The organism is Taibaiella sp. KBW10, from assembly GCF_003852495.1.
GTDB lineage: Bacteria > Bacteroidota > Bacteroidia > Chitinophagales > Chitinophagaceae > Edaphocola.
In genome coordinates, this window is record NZ_QAJI01000003.1 from 205,902 (window position 1) to 226,165 (window position 20,264).

General features: G+C 41.9%; 21 protein-coding genes. 10 read left to right on the forward strand and 11 right to left on the reverse strand.

The features are described 5' to 3' along the window. The 3 genes from rpsL to DBR32_RS05205 all read left to right on the forward strand — a co-directional run. A partial coding sequence (rpsL, locus tag DBR32_RS15705; RefSeq protein ID WP_233559667.1) for a 30S ribosomal protein S12 occupies positions 1-225 on the forward strand: 225 nt, incomplete at its 5' end. A 79-nt stretch (positions 226-304) separates the two neighbouring features. After that, positions 305-772 (forward strand): 30S ribosomal protein S7, encoded by a 468-nt coding sequence (gene rpsG, locus DBR32_RS05200; RefSeq protein ID WP_124635245.1) that lies wholly within the window; start codon positions 305-307, stop codon positions 770-772. A gap of 192 nt (positions 773-964) precedes the next feature. Continuing rightward, positions 965-4,645 carry a GEVED domain-containing protein gene (locus DBR32_RS05205; protein ID WP_124635246.1) on the forward strand — a complete coding sequence of 1,227 codons (3,681 nt, stop codon included), beginning with the start codon at positions 965-967 and terminating at the stop codon, positions 4,643-4,645. 83 nt (positions 4,646-4,728) lie between these two features. Here the strand turns inward: DBR32_RS05205 and DBR32_RS05210 are convergent, their stop codons facing one another. Further along, on the reverse strand, positions 4,729-5,139 hold the full coding sequence (locus tag DBR32_RS05210; protein WP_124635247.1) for a MaoC family dehydratase: 411 nt from the start codon (positions 5,137-5,139) through the stop codon (positions 4,729-4,731). 155 nt (positions 5,140-5,294) lie between these two features. On the opposite strand from DBR32_RS05210, the gene DBR32_RS05215 reads away from it, so the two are divergent. Further along, positions 5,295-5,567 (forward strand): hypothetical protein, encoded by a 273-nt coding sequence (locus DBR32_RS05215; protein WP_124635248.1) that lies wholly within the window; start codon positions 5,295-5,297, stop codon positions 5,565-5,567. A 111-nt stretch (positions 5,568-5,678) separates the two neighbouring features. Here the strand turns inward: DBR32_RS05215 and pyrE are convergent, their stop codons facing one another. Then, positions 5,679-6,308, reverse strand: a complete 630-nt coding sequence (gene pyrE, locus DBR32_RS05220) for an orotate phosphoribosyltransferase (RefSeq protein WP_124635249.1) — start codon at positions 6,306-6,308, stop codon at positions 5,679-5,681. 58 nt (positions 6,309-6,366) lie between these two features. On the opposite strand from pyrE, the gene DBR32_RS05225 reads away from it, so the two are divergent. From DBR32_RS05225 to DBR32_RS05240, 4 genes are all read left to right on the forward strand, one after another. Beyond that, on the forward strand, positions 6,367-7,002 hold the full coding sequence (locus DBR32_RS05225) for an NUDIX hydrolase (protein WP_124635250.1): 636 nt from the start codon (positions 6,367-6,369) through the stop codon (positions 7,000-7,002). Beyond that, positions 6,999-7,442, forward strand: a complete 444-nt coding sequence (locus DBR32_RS05230) for a GNAT family N-acetyltransferase (RefSeq protein ID WP_124635251.1) — start codon at positions 6,999-7,001, stop codon at positions 7,440-7,442. The genes DBR32_RS05225 and DBR32_RS05230 overlap by 4 nt, the downstream gene beginning before the upstream one ends. Positions 7,443-7,505: 63 nt before the next feature. Further along, a complete protein-coding gene (gene prfB / locus DBR32_RS05235; RefSeq protein WP_124635252.1) occupies positions 7,506-8,588 on the forward strand; it encodes a peptide chain release factor 2 in 1,083 nt (360 codons plus the stop codon). After that, positions 8,581-9,885, forward strand: coding sequence for a phenylacetate--CoA ligase family protein (locus DBR32_RS05240; protein WP_124635253.1), 1,305 nt, complete (start codon positions 8,581-8,583; stop codon positions 9,883-9,885). The genes prfB and DBR32_RS05240 overlap by 8 nt, the downstream gene beginning before the upstream one ends. A 40-nt stretch (positions 9,886-9,925) precedes the next feature. On the opposite strand, the gene DBR32_RS05245 is transcribed toward DBR32_RS05240, so the two are convergent. Together DBR32_RS05245 and DBR32_RS05250 are read right to left on the reverse strand one after the other, a co-directional pair. Beyond that, complete coding sequence (locus DBR32_RS05245; RefSeq protein WP_124635254.1) at positions 9,926-11,194, reverse strand: NAD(P)/FAD-dependent oxidoreductase; 1,269 nt, start codon at positions 11,192-11,194, stop codon at positions 9,926-9,928. A gap of 329 nt (positions 11,195-11,523) precedes the next feature. Then, positions 11,524-12,375, reverse strand: a complete 852-nt coding sequence (locus tag DBR32_RS05250; RefSeq protein WP_124635255.1) for an energy transducer TonB — start codon at positions 12,373-12,375, stop codon at positions 11,524-11,526. 82 nt (positions 12,376-12,457) lie between these two features. On the opposite strand from DBR32_RS05250, the gene DBR32_RS05255 reads away from it, so the two are divergent. Continuing rightward, entirely contained in the window at positions 12,458-12,883 is a 426-nt protein-coding gene (locus tag DBR32_RS05255; protein WP_124635256.1) for an OsmC family protein, read from the forward strand. On the opposite strand, the gene DBR32_RS05260 is transcribed toward DBR32_RS05255, so the two are convergent. From DBR32_RS05260 to miaB, 7 genes are all read right to left on the reverse strand, one after another. Then, a complete protein-coding gene (locus DBR32_RS05260; RefSeq protein ID WP_124635257.1) occupies positions 12,878-13,264 on the reverse strand; it encodes a DUF3037 domain-containing protein in 387 nt (128 codons plus the stop codon). The genes DBR32_RS05255 and DBR32_RS05260 overlap by 6 nt on opposite strands. Then, complete coding sequence (locus DBR32_RS05265; protein WP_124635258.1) at positions 13,242-14,018, reverse strand: HipA family kinase; 777 nt, start codon at positions 14,016-14,018, stop codon at positions 13,242-13,244. The genes DBR32_RS05260 and DBR32_RS05265 overlap by 23 nt, the downstream gene beginning before the upstream one ends. A 78-nt stretch (positions 14,019-14,096) precedes the next feature. Continuing rightward, positions 14,097-14,399 carry a hypothetical protein gene (locus DBR32_RS05270; RefSeq protein ID WP_124635259.1) on the reverse strand — a complete coding sequence of 101 codons (303 nt, stop codon included), beginning with the start codon at positions 14,397-14,399 and terminating at the stop codon, positions 14,097-14,099. Positions 14,400-14,458: 59 nt separating this feature from the next. Next, positions 14,459-15,367 (reverse strand): gliding motility-associated ABC transporter ATP-binding subunit GldA, encoded by a 909-nt coding sequence (gldA, locus tag DBR32_RS05275; RefSeq protein WP_124635260.1) that lies wholly within the window; start codon positions 15,365-15,367, stop codon positions 14,459-14,461. 25 nt (positions 15,368-15,392) lie between these two features. Next, the gene (locus DBR32_RS05280) at positions 15,393-16,259 is read right to left on the reverse strand and encodes a neutral zinc metallopeptidase (RefSeq protein ID WP_124635261.1); all 867 of its coding nucleotides are present in this window, start codon (positions 16,257-16,259) and stop codon (positions 15,393-15,395) included. Between the two features lie 68 nt (positions 16,260-16,327). Next, on the reverse strand, positions 16,328-17,632 hold the full coding sequence (locus tag DBR32_RS05285) for a sigma-54-dependent Fis family transcriptional regulator (protein WP_124635262.1): 1,305 nt from the start codon (positions 17,630-17,632) through the stop codon (positions 16,328-16,330). A gap of 18 nt (positions 17,633-17,650) precedes the next feature. Then, a complete protein-coding gene (miaB, locus tag DBR32_RS05290) occupies positions 17,651-19,072 on the reverse strand; it encodes a tRNA (N6-isopentenyl adenosine(37)-C2)-methylthiotransferase MiaB (RefSeq protein WP_124635263.1) in 1,422 nt (473 codons plus the stop codon). Positions 19,073-19,181: 109 nt separating this feature from the next. On the opposite strand from miaB, the gene DBR32_RS05295 reads away from it, so the two are divergent. Next, entirely contained in the window at positions 19,182-20,237 is a 1,056-nt protein-coding gene (locus DBR32_RS05295; protein ID WP_124635264.1) for a Fic family protein, read from the forward strand. The last annotated feature ends 27 nt before the right edge of the window (positions 20,238-20,264 follow it).

The following is a 20,264-nucleotide window of genomic DNA, read 5'->3' on the forward strand; positions in this document are numbered from 1 at the left end:
GCTAAAGTTCGTTTGACTAATAAAATTGAGGTTATTGCTTATATCCCGGGTGAAGGTCACAACTTACAAGAGCACAGTATCGTATTGATTCGTGGTGGTCGTGTAAAAGATTTACCAGGTGTACGTTATCACATTGTACGTGGTGCATTAGATACTGCAGGTGTGAAAGATCGTAAACAATCCCGTTCTAAATACGGTACGAAAAAAGAAAAAGCTAAAAAATAATTCAATTAGTTATTACAGCTGAGTAAAGTTTATTTTAATCTTGAAGTAACAGCCTGTAGTAAATGTAAAAATTAAAAAAATGAGAAAACAACAAGCGAAGAAATTACCTTTGGCTCCAGATCCAAAGTTTAATGATAAATTAGTTACCCGTTTTGTAAACACTTTAATGTGGGAAGGTAAAAAAACAACTGCTTTCACTATATTTTATGATGCTTTGGATAAAGTATCTAAAATAACAAGCGAAGAAGGTTATGAAATTTGGAAAAAAGCATTACAAAATGTAACGCCTGCAGTAGAAGTACGTAGCCGTCGTATTGGTGGTGCCACGTTCCAAATCCCTTCTGAAGTTCGTCCAGATCGCAAAATTTCTTTATCTATGAAATGGTTGATCCGTTTTAGCCGTGAACGTAACGGTAAAACAATGGCCGATAAATTAGCTAATGAAATCGTTGCTGCCGCAAAAGGTGAAGGTGCTGCTTTCAAAAGAAAAGAAGATACACACCGTATGGCTGAAGCAAACAAAGCATTCGCCCACTTCAAAATCTAACTTAAACATTTTTCGGATATATATAAAGCCGTTCTATTTTAGAACGGCTTTTTTCGTGTCGCTATACCAATCACCTTTAGGCTATTTTACATCTAAATACTTCATCGCCAATAGCCAAAAATAAATAGAACATATATAAATTATATACCAATAGTTATAGTATATTTGCGACCACCTTTAACTAATAAATATATGAAAAAAATATTTTCACTCATAATTACGCTGTCACTTTTCCTGTACGGCACCCATGCACAGGAGCACCGCTGCGCCGCTACGGAAGCAAATGAATACCAAAAAAATATTGATCCCCAGTTTGCAAAATCCTTGGAATTACAAAAGCAACAATGGATCAACCATAATATGCAGGGTAAGAATAACCCCGCTGCACTTGTAATCAATGGTCCTAACGGACCGGAATACCAGGTTCCCATTGTATTCCACATCATTCATACCGGCCAGGCGATAGGTACTCCCCAAAACCCATCTGATGCAACGATCCAGGGTTTGGTAGATTATCTGAACGCCGTCTATGCAGCAACGTTACCGGCCAATCCGGCGGTAGGTAGCGGTGGCGTCAATATTCCTATTCGCTTTGTGTTGGCACAACGTACACCCACCTGTCAGGCCACAACCGGGGTCAACAGGGTTGACGGAAGCAGTTTGGCCGGCTATACCACCTATGGTGTACGCATGCAAGGGGCTACACAAGGCGCCCCTGAAACCTCGGTAAAAGCGTTAAGCAACTGGCGCAATGATATGTACATGAATATATGGATTGTAACCGGTATACAAGGTGCCGCTGCCAATGGTGGTAGTGTGGCCGGTTACGCTTACTTTCCCGGAGTTGGTTCCGATATTGATGGTGTCGTACTGCGTTACGACCAGACCCAATGGGCAATTGCACATGAATTAGGGCACTCTTTTGGGCTGTATCATACCTTTGAAGGCTCTTCCGGTCCAACAGTCTGCCCGGGCAACGCAAACTGTGTCGCTGATGGCGATATGGTCTGTGATACAGATCCACATGCTTTGGTATCAGGTTGTCCTACAGGAACCAATACCTGTACAAATAACCCCTATACTCCTGTAGTATATAATATAATGAACTACAGTTCCTGTCCTAACCGCTTTAGTGCAGGGCAAAAAGACCGGCTGATCTTTCAGCTGATCAACTTCAGAGGATCTTTACTGACTTCTTTAGGTGGTCTAGCTCCCGGAAGTTCGCCCGCTACAAATATTGCCGCCCCGGCACTTGCCTGTGTTCCTAATGCCATTACCAATATGAATACCGCGGATGTAGGACCACGCAATGTTAGTTTTGCGAATTTGAGCTATTACAGTACCGGATATACCAACGATTTTCACCAATTCTATATAGATAATACGACTAATGGCTGTATGAAAAACCAGCAGGTAGCCAATGTAACTGCCGGGAATACCTATACCCTCTCCATTGGTACCGGAGCAGCTAACCCGGAAAAGACGTATGCCTGGATCGACTGGAATAATGACGGAACTTTCCAGGCCGGCGAAAACGTTATGGCCATTTTTGCCACCACCGGTGGCGCCTTGGCTACAGCCAATATTGTAGTACCATCAACCGCAGTGTCCTGTACGCCGCTTAGAATGCGGATTGCCTCTGATTTCAACAGCGGCAGTGCTCCTTTAACGGCATGTGCCAACCCTGTCTATGGTCAGGTAGAAGATTTTACCGTAATTGTAGGGTATAACGCACCTGTAGCTACCATCAGTTCCACAACCAGTACCAATTGCTCCGGAAGTGCTCAATCATTTACGGCTACAGCTAGCAATGGCGGAACAGCTCCAAGCTATCAATGGAAAGTAAACGGGACCAACTCGGGCACTAATAACAGCTCTTTTTCTTATACGCCAAGCAATGGTGATGTGGTCACCTGTGTGGTCACCAGCAGCCTGACTTGCCTGACCAACACCAGTGATACCAGCAATGCCATTACCGTAACTGTAACCAATAGTGTAACACCTCTGATTACAGTGGCCGCAACTAATAACAATATCTGTTCCGGTACGACAATGAACTTTACCGCAACCGCGACAAATGGCGGTACGGCACCAAACTATCAATGGAAAGTAAACGGAACAAATACGGGCACTAACAGTAGCACCTTCTCTTATGTGCCGGCCAACGGAGACCTTGTTACCTGTACCCTGACCGGAAATGCTACCTGCGCCACAACAACAACGGCAAACAGTAACAGTATTACCGCGGTTGTAACCGGTAGTGTAACCCCTACGATAAGTATTGCCGCTGCCAATAATAATATCTGTGCTGGTACGACAATGAACTTTACCGCAACCGCGACCAATGGCGGTACTGCACCAAGCTATCAATGGAAAGTAAATGGTGCTAACTCAGGTACAAACAGCAACACATTCTCCTATGTGCCGGCCAACGGAGACCTTGTTACCTGTACCCTGACCGGAAATGCAACCTGCGCCACAACAACAACGGCAAACAGCAACAGTATTACCGCGGTTGTAACCGGTAGTGTAACCCCTACAATAAATATTGCTGCTGCTAATAATAATATCTGCACTGGTACGACAATGAACTTTACCGCAACCGCGACCAATGGCGGTACTGCACCAAGCTATCAATGGAAAGTAAATGGTGCTAACTCAGGTACAAACAGCAGCACATTCTCCTATGTGCCGGCCAACGGAGACCTTGTTACCTGTACCCTGACCGGAAATGCTACCTGCGCCACAACAACAACGGCAAACAGTAATAGTATTACCGCTGTTGTAACCGGTAGTGTAACCCCTAGTATAAGTATTGCCGCTGCCAATAATAATATCTGTGCTGGTACGACAATGAACTTTACCGCAACAGCAACCAATGGCGGTACTGCACCAGGCTATCAATGGAAAGTAAACGGGGCCAACTCGGGTACAAACAGTAATGCCTTCAGTTATGTACCTGCAAATGGCGATGTGGTGACTTGTGTGTTAACCAGCAACGCAAATTGCCTGTCTAGTCCAACGGCAACCAGTAGCAGCATTACGGCGATTGTAAGCAGTAGTGTTACGCCGCAGATAACGCTGGCAGTCACGAATAATAATATTTGTGCGGGTAAAACGATGAACTTTACGGCAACAGCAACGAACGGAGGAACCAGCCCTGCATATCAGTGGAAAGTAAACGGTGCAAACTCTGGCACTAACAGCAATGCTTTTGCTTATGTACCGGCCAATGGCGATGTAATCAGCTGTACACTGACCAGTAATGCCACTTGTGCGGCAACGACTACGGCAAACAGTAATAACATTACAGCAATTGTAAATCCAACCCTAACCGCTGCGGTGAGCCTTACGGCGAACCCCTCTTCCAATGCAACAATCGGCAACCCGATCATATATACAGCCAATGTTACGAATGCAACTGCGTATCAATTATTATGGTATGCAAACGGGATATTGGTACAAACTACCAATAGTCCTGTAAATACGTATACAAGACCGGCAGCAGCCAATCCGGATACAATACGTGCAACGTTAAAGGTAACAGGATGTTATACGGATACCGCATATACCTCAAGCTCAATTGTGGTGTCTAATAAAGGCACGGGTATTGATCAGTTGGCAACCGAATTAGGCTTACAAGTCTATCCTAACCCGGCAAGCCATATCGTATATATTGATGTTTCGAAGGGAAAATTAAGTGATCTGCAACTTATTAATAATATTGGCCAGGTGATGGAGCAATATACGGTCCGGAATAATAAGATGAGCATAGTGTTGCGTCAATATGCTGTGGGTATTTATCATCTTAAGTTGACGATCCGGTATAACGGCATTGATTATGTAATCATCCGGAAGGTCGTAAAAGAATAATTGAAAGTAATAGAAGTGGTATAAAAAGAGCGCGGTCAGATGTTGACCGCGCTCTTTTTATACCTTAATTATAAGGAATTATCTTACCAGACATATTGTTTCTTATTCATCAAAGTGGCTTCACCAGCGATGGTTTGCTCTCCTGAAGCGAGGTCAAATACTTCACATACATAAGTAGCTCTGTTTTTATCCGGAAAAATTTCCTTCACCGTGATCACCCCTTCATATTGTTTTCCAACAAACATGGGTCTCATCCATTTCATACTTTGCGCCATATATACCGTTCCCTCGGCATACCATAATGTTCCGAAAATACGGGTAAAAATACTGGCTCCTAAAAAGCCATGGATTATTCTCGTTCCAAAGATACTGTCCTTTCCTGCTTGCTCATCAATGTGCAAAGGATTGGTATCGCCACTCACTTTTGCATACATGTCTACTTCTTCTTGTGTATAGCTGAAGGGTTGCTTGAATTGGTCTCCTACTTTAAACATAGTTCATTTGATTTAGTGTACAATATTTACTAAATATATAATTTTTGCTATACAAAACAAAATCTGCAATAAATTTATTAAAAGGATAAAATACTACGTCACAGCTTGGCGTAGGTGGGTCATTTCTTTGTATTCTAAATAAAAAAACAAGGATTATGAACGCAACCTTCAATTATAACGCAAGCCAACATATTGGTATTCAAGAAGTACCGCAAATCGATAATTATTCCGATTTGATGAGTACGATTATCAGTGAATTTAATAACGACCTGCTGAGTTATGTGCAAATGCTATCGATTGCGGCGCAAGAAGTGCAGCTATTATTGATTGCCGTACAGAAAAACGGGAATAAAATCAATGTACCCCAACTGGCCAAGCGCAATATCAGGCTTGCCATACTCAACCAGTTAAATAAAATTGCGGCCTAAAGCAAAGAATGCTGTCAGTAGTTAAGCTGCTGACAGGGCCATATAAAAAGCGTTACGAATATTTGTTGCCTAATATTTCGTAACGCTTATATGTGGTATTCAAGAAGAATATTATTGCCGCCAGGTAGCCGGGCTTTCGCGCCATTGCAGCAATTGATCTAATTGTTCTTCTGAAATAATATTTTGTTTAATGCCAACTTCTGTCAAAGCATTATAATTACTAATGGTAAAGAAAGGTACACCGGCTTTTTCAAAAGCGATTTCCGCTTCGGCAAAACCATAGGTAAACAAGGCTGCCAATCCAATCACATCTGCACCCGCCTGGCGTAATGCCTCTACTGCTTCTAAACTACTTTTTCCCGTAGAGATCAGGTCTTCTACAACCACTACTTTTTGTCCCGGTTCTAAGACACCTTCTATCTGGTTGCCTAAGCCATGTCCTTTGGGTTTGGAACGCACGTAGATAAAAGGTAAACGTAACAGGTCTGCCGCTAAGGCACCATGTGGAATACCCGCAGTAGCCACCCCTGCAATAGATTCCGCATCGCCAAACTGATCCAGGATCAAATTGGCCAACTCGCTTTTTACATAATCACGCACATGCGGAAAGGAAAGCAGCTTGCGGTTATCACAATATACCGGCGATTTCCAACCGGAAGCCCAGGTAAACGGTTCATCAGCATTCAATTTTAATGCCTTAATTTGTAGTAGTTTTTCAGCAAAAATAGTAGCAGTACTCATGCCGCAAACTTACGTCAATTAACCGAAATATTTAAATAATTCCGCTTACCTTCGCTATATGTACTATATACAAAAAATATATATCAACAATAAACCGCTTATCCTTACAAACTCTGTAGAGCAATACAGGCAACAGTTTCCCGTAAGTAAAGGCTATGATCTTTTTATCGGTGCTTTTCACCGGAATTTCCGTTTGGCCAAAAAACATCTGGAAAATCCGATGTCGACGGGTATCATTATTGAAGATATAGATATAGATACGATACAAAAAGAACTCAATAATTACTTTCAGCCGATTACTGCCGGCGGTGGTGTGGTCCGTAATCCGGAAGGGGATGTTTTAATGATCTACAGAAGGGGAAAATGGGACTTGCCCAAAGGCAAGCTGGATGAAGGTGAAGAGATCAAGGACTGCGCGATAAGAGAGGTGATCGAAGAAACCGGATTACCAGAAGTATCGCTGGGCAAAGACATTTGCCAAACCTATCATATATATACTGAACGCAAAAAGGACATCATTAAAACGACCTACTGGTATCATATGTCGGTAAAGGATGCTTATGACCTTATCCCGCAAGCTGAAGAAAATATTGTTGAGGCGAAATGGGTACCGGTCGAAAAAATAAATGACTACCTGAAACTTTCATTTAATGGCATTAAGGATGTGCTGACAAGGGCCGAAGTACTTTCATGAATTGGAAAATAAAATCTTTTGAATCGCTCAGTAAGCAGGAACTGTATCAAATCCTGCAAGTAAGAAATGAAGTCTTTATTGTAGAACAGAAAACCTATTATCAGGATCTGGATGATAAAGATTTCGGTGCCATGCACCTGTTTCTGGAAGATGAACAACACGCTATACTTGCTTATTGCAGAATCATGCCCAAGGGCGTCACCTATGCAGAATGTTGTATTGGCAGGGTGCTGACCAAGCCGACTGCAAGACAGCATGGTTATGGCAGAGTGCTGTTTCAAAAAGCCCTGGATTTTATTGAACAGGAATGGCAGGAAAACAGCGTGCGCATTAGCGCTCAATGCTATCTGCAAACTTTTTATGCCTCCTTTGGCTTTGTGCCGATCGGTACCGAATACCTGGAAGATGACCTCCCCCATATCGAAATGCTGAAATCCTGATGGTTTCCCCATTTTAGTTTTATCTTTGCTGCTCAAATACAAATACGCTGAGAAGCGATAAGAATGACTGTAGAGCAATTAAAACTAATGCGGGACCGGCTCGCACACCTGAAACAATTTTTAAGAGTAGAAGACCGTACGGCTAAAGCAGACAGCGATTTTCAACTGTCGCTTGCTCCCGGCTTCTGGGAAGATGAAAGCCGTGCTACAGGCATTCTTAAAGAGATGAAAATTAATAAATACTGGGTAGGATTATATCAGGCTGCGGAAAGCAGCGTGGAGGATTTTGCCGTTTTATTTGATTTCTGGAAAGAACAGGAAGCAACGGAAGAAGAGGTAAGAACTTCTTTTGACAATGCCATACAAATACTCGATGATGTAGAATTTAAATCGACCTTAAACGAACCGGAAGATGAATTGACCGCAATGCTGCAAATCAATGCCGGTGCGGGTGGAACGGAGAGTCAGGATTGGGCAGAAATGCTGGCCAGGATGTATCGTATGTATGCACAAAAGCAAGGCTGGAGCGTTTCTGAAGTAGATTGGCAATGGGGCGACGGTGCCGGTATTAAGACCTGTACCTTACAAATAGAAGGTGCTTTTGCTTTCGGGCTGCTGAAGGGCGAAAGTGGTGTACATCGCCTGGTCCGTATTTCACCATTCGACAGTAATGCCCGCAGGCATACCAGTTTTGTTTCGGTAAATGTATATCCCCTTGTAGATGATACAATCCACATTGAGATCAATCCCGCAGATATTAAAATGGAAACCTCACGCAGTGGCGGTGCCGGTGGACAAAATGTAAATAAAGTAGAAACAAAGGTACAGCTCACCCACATTCCTACGGGAATTGTTGTTGTGTGTCAGCAAGATAGAAGCCAGTTGGGCAATAGAGAGCTGGCGATGCAGATGCTACGAAGCAAGTTGTATGAAATTGAATTGCAAAAACGCAATGCGGTAAGAGATGCGGCAAACGCTAATAAGAAAAAAATTGAATGGGGTTCCCAAATTCGTTCTTATGTGTTTCATCCTTATAAAATGATCAAAGACCATCGCACCGATTATGAGGTAGGTAATGTGCAACCCGTTATGGATGGTGATCTGGATGGTTTTATCAAAGCATACCTAATGTTGGGCAATGAATAAATGGACCAGACACAGTAAGATTGAATATGCCGGTTTAGCGGCACAACAAGACTTTCAGCTGCAACAGCTGAAGGTCTTGTTGCAATATGTATCTGTTCATTCTCCCTTTTATAAAAAACAGTTTAACCAATATGGTATTAGGATTGAAGACATTCAATCCCTTACTTACTTAGAACGAATACCCACTACTTCCAAAGAAGATATCCAGCAATATAACTGGGATTTTTTGTGTGTAGACAGGGCATCCATAGCAGAATATACGGCTACTTCCGGAACATTAGGTACTCCTGTGACCATTGCCTTAACGGCCAATGACCTGGAACGCCTTGCTTATAATGAATACTGTTCTTTTAAGCTGATGGAGGTCGGGGAACAGGATATTATACAGCTGATGCTTACACTGGATAAGCAATTTATGGCGGGCATGGCTTATTATAAAGGGGCACAGGAACTCAAAGCATCGGTCATCAGAACGGGGCCGGGATTACCGCAAATGCAGCTGGAAGTCATGCAGCGGCTACAGTCGGGCACTTTGGTCGCTGTACCCTCTTTTTTACTTAAGATGATCCACTATGCCCAGGAGCATCATATTGATGTGAATGCGCTGAGTGCCCGAAAAGTACTGGCCATAGGGGAAAGTATCCGAACAGAAGACTTAGAAGATAATATCCTGCTTCAACGCATCAAAAAGGACTGGAATATAGCCATATTCGGTACCTATGCTGCAACCGAAATGCAAACGGCATTTACAGAATGTACACAGCATCGGGGCGGGCACTTAAACACCGAATTACTTTATGTAGAATTATTGGATGAAGCTGGTAAGCAGGTACCGGCAGGCACTGTGGGAGAAGTAACAATTAGTACATTCGGTGTAGAAGGCATGCCGCTGCTTCGCTACAGAACCGGTGATCTGTGTAAAGGGTATTATGAGCCCTGCGCCTGTGGCAGAACGAGTATGCGCTTAGGACCGGTTACGGGTCGCAAGCAACAAATGATTAAGTACAAGGGGACGTCCGTTTATCCGCCTACCCTCTTTGAACTGCTTAATGGCTTGGATTTTATCGGGGAGTATGTAATCGAGTTATCGCTGGATGATACGGGACAGGATGACCTGATGCTTCACCTATACTTACCGGTAGCTGAGGCGATGGCCATGAGTAATTTAAAGCAAAGGTTACAAGCTAGCTTAAGGGTTATTCCAAAGATAAACATCTGTGACCAGGAAAGCATCGCCCGTATGCAGTTTCCCAACGGCTCCAGAAAACAACTTAAATTTATAGACCGCAGATATTAAAAAGGATCACCGATATTGGTGATCCTTTTTAATGAACGCTTTAGTTATGTATATCACCTTCATGCTTGTCTGCACGGATGATCAGGCGTATAGTAGGATCGTTGGTAACAAAACTCCACATCCAGCTGAAAAACAGTTTCACTTTATTTCTAAATCCGGCAATGGGCATAATATGGATCAATAACCAAGCCATCCAAGCCAGGAAACCTTTCATAAAGCTTTTGGGCAGGTCTACCACCGCTTTAAATTTGGAGATGATGGCCATACTCCCTTTATCGTTGTACGTAAATGATTTCAAGGCTCTCTGCTGCTTAATATTTTCCAGGTTTTTAGCAAGCAGCTTTCCCTGTTGAATGGCTACCTGAGCCAGTTGCGGATGTCCTTGCGCAAATGCGGCATCTGTCGTCTGATAACAGAGATCACCAATCGCAAAAATGTTTGTCGTTCCCTGAACCAAGTTGTGTTCATTGACTAAAATACGCCGGCTTCTGCCGATACTTTCGGCAGGCAAACCCGGTGCTTCTTTGGCAACCACTCCCGATACCCAAACTAAAGTATAGGTTGAGATGGTTTCTCCATTAGCTAAATAAACGACCTCATCTTTATAATCTTTTACGGCTACTGATAGTTTCACCGTTACGCCCAATTTGGTCAATTGTCTTAAGGCCTCTTGCTGCGATTTTACACTCATGGGGCCTAACAAACTATTGCCGGCATCGATTAAGTAAATCCTGGTGTGAATACCGTTTAATTCCGGATAATCTTTTTCTTTTACATGCCCTTCCATTTCTCCCAGCATACCGGCCACCTCTACACCAGTGGGGCCTCCACCTGAGATGACGATGGTCATGAGCTTCTGCCTTTCTACCGGATCGGTCGTTCTACATGCTTTTTCGAGATTGAGTAAAATGGTATTTCGGATTTTTAGCGCATCATTAATGTTTTTAAGTGGCAAAGCCTGTTCCCGTACATTCTGCATACCGAAAAAATTGGTTTCGGTACCCATTGCCAATACCAGATAATCGTAATCTAAGCGCCCTTGATCTGTTTCAATAAAATTTTCCGCTTGATTGATCTTGGTCAGGTTACCGTTAAAGAACCGAATATTGTTTTGTCCCTGAAACATTTTCCGGAACGGATAGCTGATATTAGATGGTTCTATAAATGCGGTGGCCACCTGATAAATAAGCGGCGGGAAGAAATTATAATTGTTTACATCTACCAATACCACTTCCATGTCTTCTTTTCCGGCAAGCGATTTCGCCAAATTAATCCCGGCAAAACCTCCCCCAACGATTACTACTCTCATAATTATTGCTGTTAATGTCTATGAATATGATAAAACACCAATCCAAGTTTAAAGATTATGTATCCATTTCCCTTAAAACCCGGATCTATGAATATTTATTCAATACCAACAAAAAAAGCAGGCATTCGCACAAATAGAATGTTGATTTAAAGGTGCTTGTATCGCCATTGAATAAACATCGCAAAGTTAGGTAGTCGCAGCGGAGTACGCGTTGATTTTGTACTATTATTTATGTTAAATATTCACTTGTGCCTTTAATTTCAACGATGCAAAATGCCGGCGGAATGTTCCGCCGGCATTTTAGTCTTATTTATTTTTGAAACAGGAATTTAGTGTAAATTGAATCTTATCGGTAAGGTCATGCGTACACTAACGGCATAGCCATTTTGCTTTCCTGCTTTCCACTTTGGAGCACTTCCGAGCACTCTTGCCGCTTCTTCATCACATCCGCCTCCAATGCCACGTATTATTTTTATCTCAGACAAGCTTCCGTCTTTAGCCACTACAAAACTGACATAAACCAATCCTGAAATCGGGGCTTCCCGGGCGGCAAGCGGGTATTTCAGATTTTCACTTAAATACTTTTTCCAGGCAGCAAGGCCACCAGGAAATTCCGGCATTTCCTCGGCAACATTGATCGGCTTTGTTTCCTCCTCTTTTGCAATGACGGTCTCTTTCTTTTCTCCCTTTTTGCTAAAGACTTCACCGGGTTCGCCATCTTTATTCAGGCTTTTATCCAGCGCAATAGCGGTACCATCTTTTAAACCTATATTATCCACCGGTCCGGCCAGGGCATCCTTATCCAGCATCTTCATAACAGGTTTATCAATCAATTTGTCTTTGACAATTGTCGGTGTGCTATGCTCTTGTGTCTTTGCCGTTTTACCGCCACGCGATGTGATTACTTCAGGCTCCTGTATCTTAGGCCGTTCAATTTTGACCTTCTTTAAAACATATGTAGTCGTATCGGTAATCTTGGGTTGCGTTGAAGCTATTGCTATTTTATTATTGCTTTTTATGGTAGACAGAAACACTGCTGTGAATATCATCAAACTCGCGATGGCAGCTGCTTTCAACATGCGTTGATTATAATTTTTACGAAGCTCGTAAGCACCGTATTTTTTATTCCTGTTTTCAAAAAGAAGATCGAGGTATCCATTTTGGTTTTGCGTATTCATCATTTCAGGATTTTATTATAAAACACATTTTTCATTTTTTTCCATAAATATTTTTCTATCTTACCCAAAGAAAATTGCTTTATGTATGCCGAAAACGATATTAACTATTGCGCAAAGCCCCTATGGGTTTACTTCTACGGATGATCAGGGAATCGTGACAAAAATGGATGTGCGACCAGAATTGGGCGGACATAATACGGGGAGCAGTCCCATGGTTATGTTGCTGCATGCCTTGGCGGGTTGTGCCAGTATTGATGTATTGATGATCTTGGGAAAGATGAAGCTGGAAGTATCAGACTATACGGTGACGGTCGAGGGGGAAAGAGAAAAGGATAAGGAGCCTGCGCTATGGCAACAGATACACATAACCTTTTCCCTGAAGGGAGCAGGCCTTGATGAAGCTCCTGTAAAACGAGCTATAGATTTGTCTCTGGACAAATACTGTTCTGTTGCCTTCACGCTAAGAGCTGCCGGCGCTCAGATTAGCTATGAACTCCTATTGGAATCATAATACTAATTGGGCCATTAATTTATCTACTGCATGTCCCATGTCTTGTGCATAACCGGGATGAATAGGTGAGCATTGCACCATCGTACTGCGGGTGGAACTGAGCCATCGAAAACGCAAAGCTTTATCTAGAGCTGCAATAGGCGATTTACAAGACTTAGCCCCTGTGGCAATGCGCTCAAAGCCGAGTAGATGTTGTTGTATTAAGTCTAAGTCCGTTTCGGGATCAAGTGCCTTTAGTTTTTCTATGGATAAATGTGTTTTACAGATCAGTACCTGCTCTTTTTTACAATACAGCAATACACCTGCATTAATGAACTCTCCGCGTTCTACACGAGGTACGATGCGGATGATTGCATACTCATATAATTGCCAGTCTTGCATCAATTGCCTGTTTTACAAATTTATCACTATGTACTAATCGTTGCTGCAGGAAATGATTGTATCCGTTTTTAATCTCTTCCAGGCTTCTTTCCGGTTCAGAAAGGCTGAGCCACTCTTCGGGAATCATATCTATAATTTTCGCAATAACACCTGGATTGATTAAGGATAATGCTTCTGTGGCTGCGGCTTGTAATGCATTGGCCTGGCTGAGCAATACATGGTCTTTGATCATCGCAAAAGGACTCTGAGCAAGGCTCTCCAAGCTATCCCAGTTATGATGAAAATATAAGGACGCGCCATGATCGATGAGCCATATATCTTTATTCCAAACCAGTAAATTAGTATTTTTAGCCGTACGGTCGATATTCATTAATAAAGCATCCAGCCATACAATTTTTGAGGCAACCAGCGGATCGATCTGATGTATTTCAGGATCAAAGGTAATAGAACCGCTTAAAAAATGAACACCAAGGTTCAAGCCAGTACTCGCTTTAAGCAAATCCTGAATTTCTTCGTCGGGTTCTGTACGCCCAAAGCCCTCCGCAAGATCTGCAAAGACCATTTCGGGCATATTTAAGCCCAGAACTCTGGCTAGTTCACCTCCTATAAAATCTGCAATCAGGGCTTTAAGTCCTTGTCCCGCGCCTCTGAATTTTAGCACATACAGGAAATCATCATCTCCTTCTGCAATAGCAGGCAATGAGCCACCTTCCCGCAAGGGGCTTATATATCTGATTACCTTAATATTTCTCATATCTTTTTTCTAAATAAAAACACTCATACGAAAGTACAAGTGTTCCTGATTATTATCAACGCTTAACAAGCATTTATATTACCATCTGTACCCTGCATCCCATAGATCATTAAACAATCTATGAAAAATAAAAGGGATACCCCTCAGGTCAATCACATTGTCAGACATTCTTTCGCCTCTCCATTTCATCCAAGTTTCATAGGCTTCATTGGGATTTATATCTTCACCAGTCTGTTGTATGAACGAAGCCATAATATCGATGGTTACGGTATTACCTGTCGTTTGCTCTGCTGCATAAGAAGAGGTGGCTGTTAGGCTAAGTGTTCCTGTCGTCGCTATAACAGTAAATAGACCCAGGAAAATAATTGATTTTTTCATCATCGTTTTTTTAAATTATAGAATTAACGAATATACAAAATAAATCACTTAAAAAAGAATTATCACTTCAAGGTCAGCATTCTAAATACCTCTTCCAGGCTTTTCGATTCTGTCTGTAAAGACTCTATCGCAATATCGTGCTGTAGAGACCATTGCATTAAAGCCTTACGTAACTGATCCGGTGCGGCAGTTTGTAAAGCCCATCGGTTATCGTCTAAAGCCCGTACTGACTCTAAACCTGATAAGTGTTGCAATTGTGCCGCCTCTATAGTTTTATTGAACTGAACGATTAAAGTATTTTTATTGTGTTGATGCTGTTGTATACTGTCCAGTGCATCATCGGCGACAATTTTACCGTCATTGATAATAATGACACGACTACACATGGCTTCGACTTCCTGCATAATATGTGTAGATAATAACACTGTTTTCTCTTTACCAATTTGCAGGATAAGATCCCTAATATCCGCCAGCTGATTAGGATCCAGACCACTGGTGGGTTCATCTAGAATCAGTACATCAGGATTATGGATCATTGCCTGTGCCAGACCTACCCGCTGCTTATATCCTTTGGACAGCTGTCCTAATTTTTTATTCACTTCCTTGGCCAAACCAGTCATGGCAATCATCTCTTCTACCCTACTGTTTTTATTGCTCAGTTGATGCACCCCTGCAGCAAAATGTAGATATTCCCGTACATACATATCGTAGTATAAGGGATTGCTTTCGGGCAGGTAGCCAACATGTTTCCGGACATCCAATACGTTTTTCTCAATATCAAAACCACATACAGTAGCCATTCCGGAAGTAGGAGGCACATAAGTAGTCAGCATTTTCATCGTGGTGGATTTACCGGCACCATTAGGCCCCAGAAAGCCCACGATACTGCCTTTCCCGATTTCAAAAGAGATATGATTAACGGCTAATTGTTCTCCGTATTTCCGTGTTAAGCCTTTAACAATGATAGACAATGTCTTTTATTTTTATGATATACGATTAATTGGCCAATCCTAATTCTTTAAAAGTATTGCCTTGATTAAGATCTCCTGTTTGGTAGCCTCTCTTGAACCAATACATTCTTTGCTGTGAGGTACCGTGTGTAAATGCATCGGGCACTACATATCCTTGCGCCTCAGACTGCAATTTGTCATCTCCAATTGCATTGGCCGCGGTCAATGCGGTTTCTAGATCGCCGGGTTCTAATATATTACGCATTTTCTGAGCCCGGTTGGCCCAAACACCTGCATAAAAATCTGCCTGTAATTCTAAAGCAACGGAATACTTGTTGTATTGTGCTTCACTAAGCCGGCCTCTTAATTGTTGTACTTTTTCAGAAGTCCCCATCAGGTTTTGGATATGATGCCCTACTTCGTGTGCAATCACATAAGCCACCGCAAAATTTCCGGGTGCCTTGAACTTTGTTCTTAATTCTTCACAAAAACTAAGGTCAATATATACTTTCGCATCTGCAGGGCAATAAAAAGGCCCCATTGCACGGGAACCTTGTCCGCAGGCAGTCTCTTCTGATCCGCTAAAAATACGCAATTTCGGTTTTTGATAGGTTGCTCCCGCCTGGTTGAAGACATCACTCCAAACATCTTCGGTACTGGCCAAAATAACACGTACCATTTTGGTCGTGCTGTCGTTTGGATCGACGGTTGTTGTTTGTTCGTAGCCCGAGCTTTGTTGCGCCTTATTGTTCATTACATCGCCCAGAATATTCGTAGGGCTTTTACCCATTAATAAACCGACAACTACAATAATAATTGTTCCCAAACCGCCACCTATAGCCAATTTCCCTCCTCCACTCATGCCACGGCTGTCTTCTACGTTATCGCTTTCGCGCTCCCCTCTCCAACGCATAAATAATAAGTTTTAATGATTTTTAAATATAGGTATAAATACGCTTATTCCAGGTATTCTGTAATAACTTATTCGTCAATATCGTACTCTTTTATCTTACGGTATAAGGTCCGTTCCGAAATGCCCAATTCATGTGCAGCATCTTTTCGTTTCCCCTTATGTTTTTGCAATGCTTTGGTAATCAATTCTCTCTCTTTATCAATAAGCGATAAGGACTCTTCCACTTCTTCATGAAGATCTAGTCCGTCTGTATTGTTTAGGATAACGGGTGCACCGGATGAAGCAGGATAATTGACATAATTATTTTCCTGTGCAGGCATCGGGTTATTGGCCGTTGCATAACTATGCGGCATGGCAAAACCTTCTGCTGCAATCGGCGCATTTGTTTTAGGCATACTATTACCGGTACCCTGCTGCTGTAGCAGTTCGAATAATAATTGCTTAATATCATTAGAATCTTTCCTCAGATCGAAAAACAGTTTATATAGTATTTCTCTTTCGGTATTACTGCTTGATGCATCGGAAGCATTATAAGATTTTACCGGTGCAGATTCCATTGCACTGGCCAGCATGGGCATTCTATTTCCCTGATTGGCTTTAGGTAAGAAATTACTTAATTTCTCCGCGTTTACAATCTTGTCGGTTGACAGTACGGATATTTGTTCTGCCATATTTTTCAATTCCCGAACATTGCCGGGCCATGGATAAGCAACTAATAGTTGTTTTGCCTCTTCATCTAACTGAATCGGATTGCTTTTATAACGCTCCGAAAAGTCGATAACGAATTTGCGAAAGAGCAAATATATATCTTCAAGACGCTCACGCAATGCAGGCACTCTTATGGGAACGGTATTTAAACGATAGTATAAGTCTTCTCTAAACTTACCTTCCTGTGTAAGCTTTAGAAGGTCTTTATTGGTAGCTGCGATCACACGCACATCTGCTTTTAAGACTTTTGAAGAGCCCACGCGTATAAACTCGCCTGTTTCTAACATACGCAATAAACGCGCCTGTGTACCTAAAGGCATTTCTCCAATCTCATCGAGAAAAATAGTACCTCCATTGACGGTTTCAAAATATCCTTTACGCTGATCGCTCGCGCTGGTGAAGGATCCTTTTTCATGTCCGAACAATTCAGAATCGATTGTTCCTTCCGGTATCGCGCCACAGTTTACGGCAATAAATGGATTATGTTTTCTAGAGGATAGATTATGTATGATCTGCGAAAAAATCTCTTTCCCTACGCCACTTTCCCCCATAATCAATACACTTAAATCGGTATTGGCAACTTGCGCGGCAACTTGTAAAGCGTAGTTCAATGCAGGGTCATTACCTATGATTCCGAATCTATTCTTTATTGATTGTAAATCCATGTTGGTTGGTTTAGAGGTTTATACAGCAACAATTTCGCCAATCAAAGTACCGCTGGTCGCATCGGTAACTTTGACAGTAGCATAATCTCCTTTCTGAAGATTATAGTCACCTTTCGGGAATACAATTACCCTACTTTGGCTGTTACGGCCAGACCAATGCTGATCGCTTCGCTTACTTGTGTTTTCTATAAGTACCTCATAGGTTTTACCGATGTCACTTTTAAATATGGCCGCACTCATCTTTCTTTGCAAAGCAATGACCTCATCCAGGCGACGGCTTTTCACCTCGTCTACTACATCATCAGCATAACGACGTGCCGCCAAGGTACCCGGTCTTTCGGAGTAAATATACATATAAGACAAATCGTAATTGCTATGTGCCATCACTTCTAAAGTCTCCTGATGATCTTCCTCTGTTTCTGTACAGAAACCACAAATAATATCGCAGGTAATAGCACAATCAGGCATTATCTCCCGGATACGGTCTACTTTCTTGATATACCATTCTTTGGTATAAGTCCTGTTCATGAGCTGTAATACCCTTGTAGAACCACTTTGTACGGGTAAATGTATATTCTTACAGATATTATCGTATTGCTTCATGGTGAACAATACTTCGTCTGTAATATCTTTTGGATGCGAAGTACTAAAACGTACCCTCAATTTGGGAGATACCAAGGCCACCATTTCCAGAAGGTTTGCAAAATTGGTTACCTCACTCGCATCGTCATTACTGTAATAGTAACTATCCACATTTTGACCTAAAAGCGTCACTTCTTTATAACCGTTATCAATCAAATCCTGTACTTCTCTGATAATGGATTTAGGGTCGCGGCTACGCTCTCGACCACGGGTAAAGGGTACCACACAGAACGTACACATATTGTTGCACCCTCTCATTATACTGACAAAGGAGCTCACGCCATTACTATCCAAACGAATCGGAGCAATATCGGCATAGGTTTCTTCCCTGCTCAACAATACATTCACCCCTTTTTGCCCTGTTTCTGCATCCGCTATCAGGTTGGGAAGTGTACGGTAAGCATCAGGCCCTATAACCAGATCTACTAATTTTTCTTCTTCCAGAAGTTTGGATTTTAAACGCTCTGCCATACAGCCAAGCACCCCAACCAACATTTCAGGTCTGTTCTTTTTCAGCCCTTTAAAATGTACCAGTCGGTTTCTAACGGTTTGCTCTGCTTTTTCCCTGATCGAACAGGTATTCACTAAAATAAGATTAGCTTCTTCAATAATTTTTGTCGCTCCAAAACCATTTTCATTTAAGATAGAGGCCACAATCTCACTATCATTAAAATTCATTGCACAACCGTAGCTCTCTATATAAAAATGCTTATTAAACGTTTTTTTGGCATCCAGTTGCCCCACAAAAGCCTCGCCTTGACGCGCTTCATCCATTGTCTTCCTATGAGTTTCTAACATATAATACTTTGTAATCGGCAAAGGTAATAAATACTGACAAATTTGCAGATAAATAAAAATTAAAAACCAAAATAAAAGACTAAATTTGTCTTGAATAAAAAAGTCAATAATGAAAAATATTATTAGACAAGCCCGCAAAGACAAAGGATGGACCATGAAAACATTGGCCCAACACCTTGCAATAGACCAGGCCTTGATTAGTAAATATGAGAAAGGCTTAAGAATACCTACAAAAGAGCAGATCCGCAACATAGCAGAAGTACTGGAAATAGACCAGGAAACCCTTCTTATTGCCTGGATGAAAGAACGCATATTAAATGAATATGCTACAGAACCTTATGTATTACAGGCATTGGTTGCTGCAGAAGACGAAGTAAAATATAGAAGTAAACAAGATAAGAGGACAATCTCCCGTAATCTTGAGGAAATTTTGGAGCAGATTGATCAGTTAAGAACTCATTTGAATACCTATAGAAAGTATGACAGTTTCCGCATTGCACAAGCACTGGAATTGGAATACACTTATGAAAGCAATCGTATTGAAGGCAACACCTTAACCTTAAGAGAGACCGATTTGGTGATCAATGAAGGATTGACCGTCTCGGGGAAGTCTATGAAAGAACATTTAGAGGCGATCAATCATCAGGAGGCCATTGTGTACATAAAGGAACTGATGGATAAGAAAACTACAATCACGCAAAAGGTCGTACTAAACATACATAACCTTATTTTACGAGGCATATATCCGGAAGAAGCGGGCAAATACCGCAGTATACAAGTGATGATCAAAGGAAGTACCCATATGCCTCCACAACCCTATCTTGTAGCCAAGCAAATGGAAGAATTATTTTTTTGGTATCATGAGCACAGACGGCAATTACATCCGGTATTGCTGGCTGCTGAAATGCATGAAAGATTAGTAACTATTCATCCTTTTATAGATGGTAATGGAAGAACGTCCCGTTTACTCATGAACCTGATATTATTACAACATGGCTACGTGATTGCTAATATCAAAGGCGATTATGATAACCGGATGGCTTATTATCAATCATTAGAAATGGCTCAGACGCAGCAACAAAAAGAAGATTTCCTAATATTTATAGCCGCCAATGAACAAAAAAGCCTTGAGCGTTATTTATCCATTATACAGCAAGACCAATAGTCATGCTACAATGCCCTCCTTGAAAAT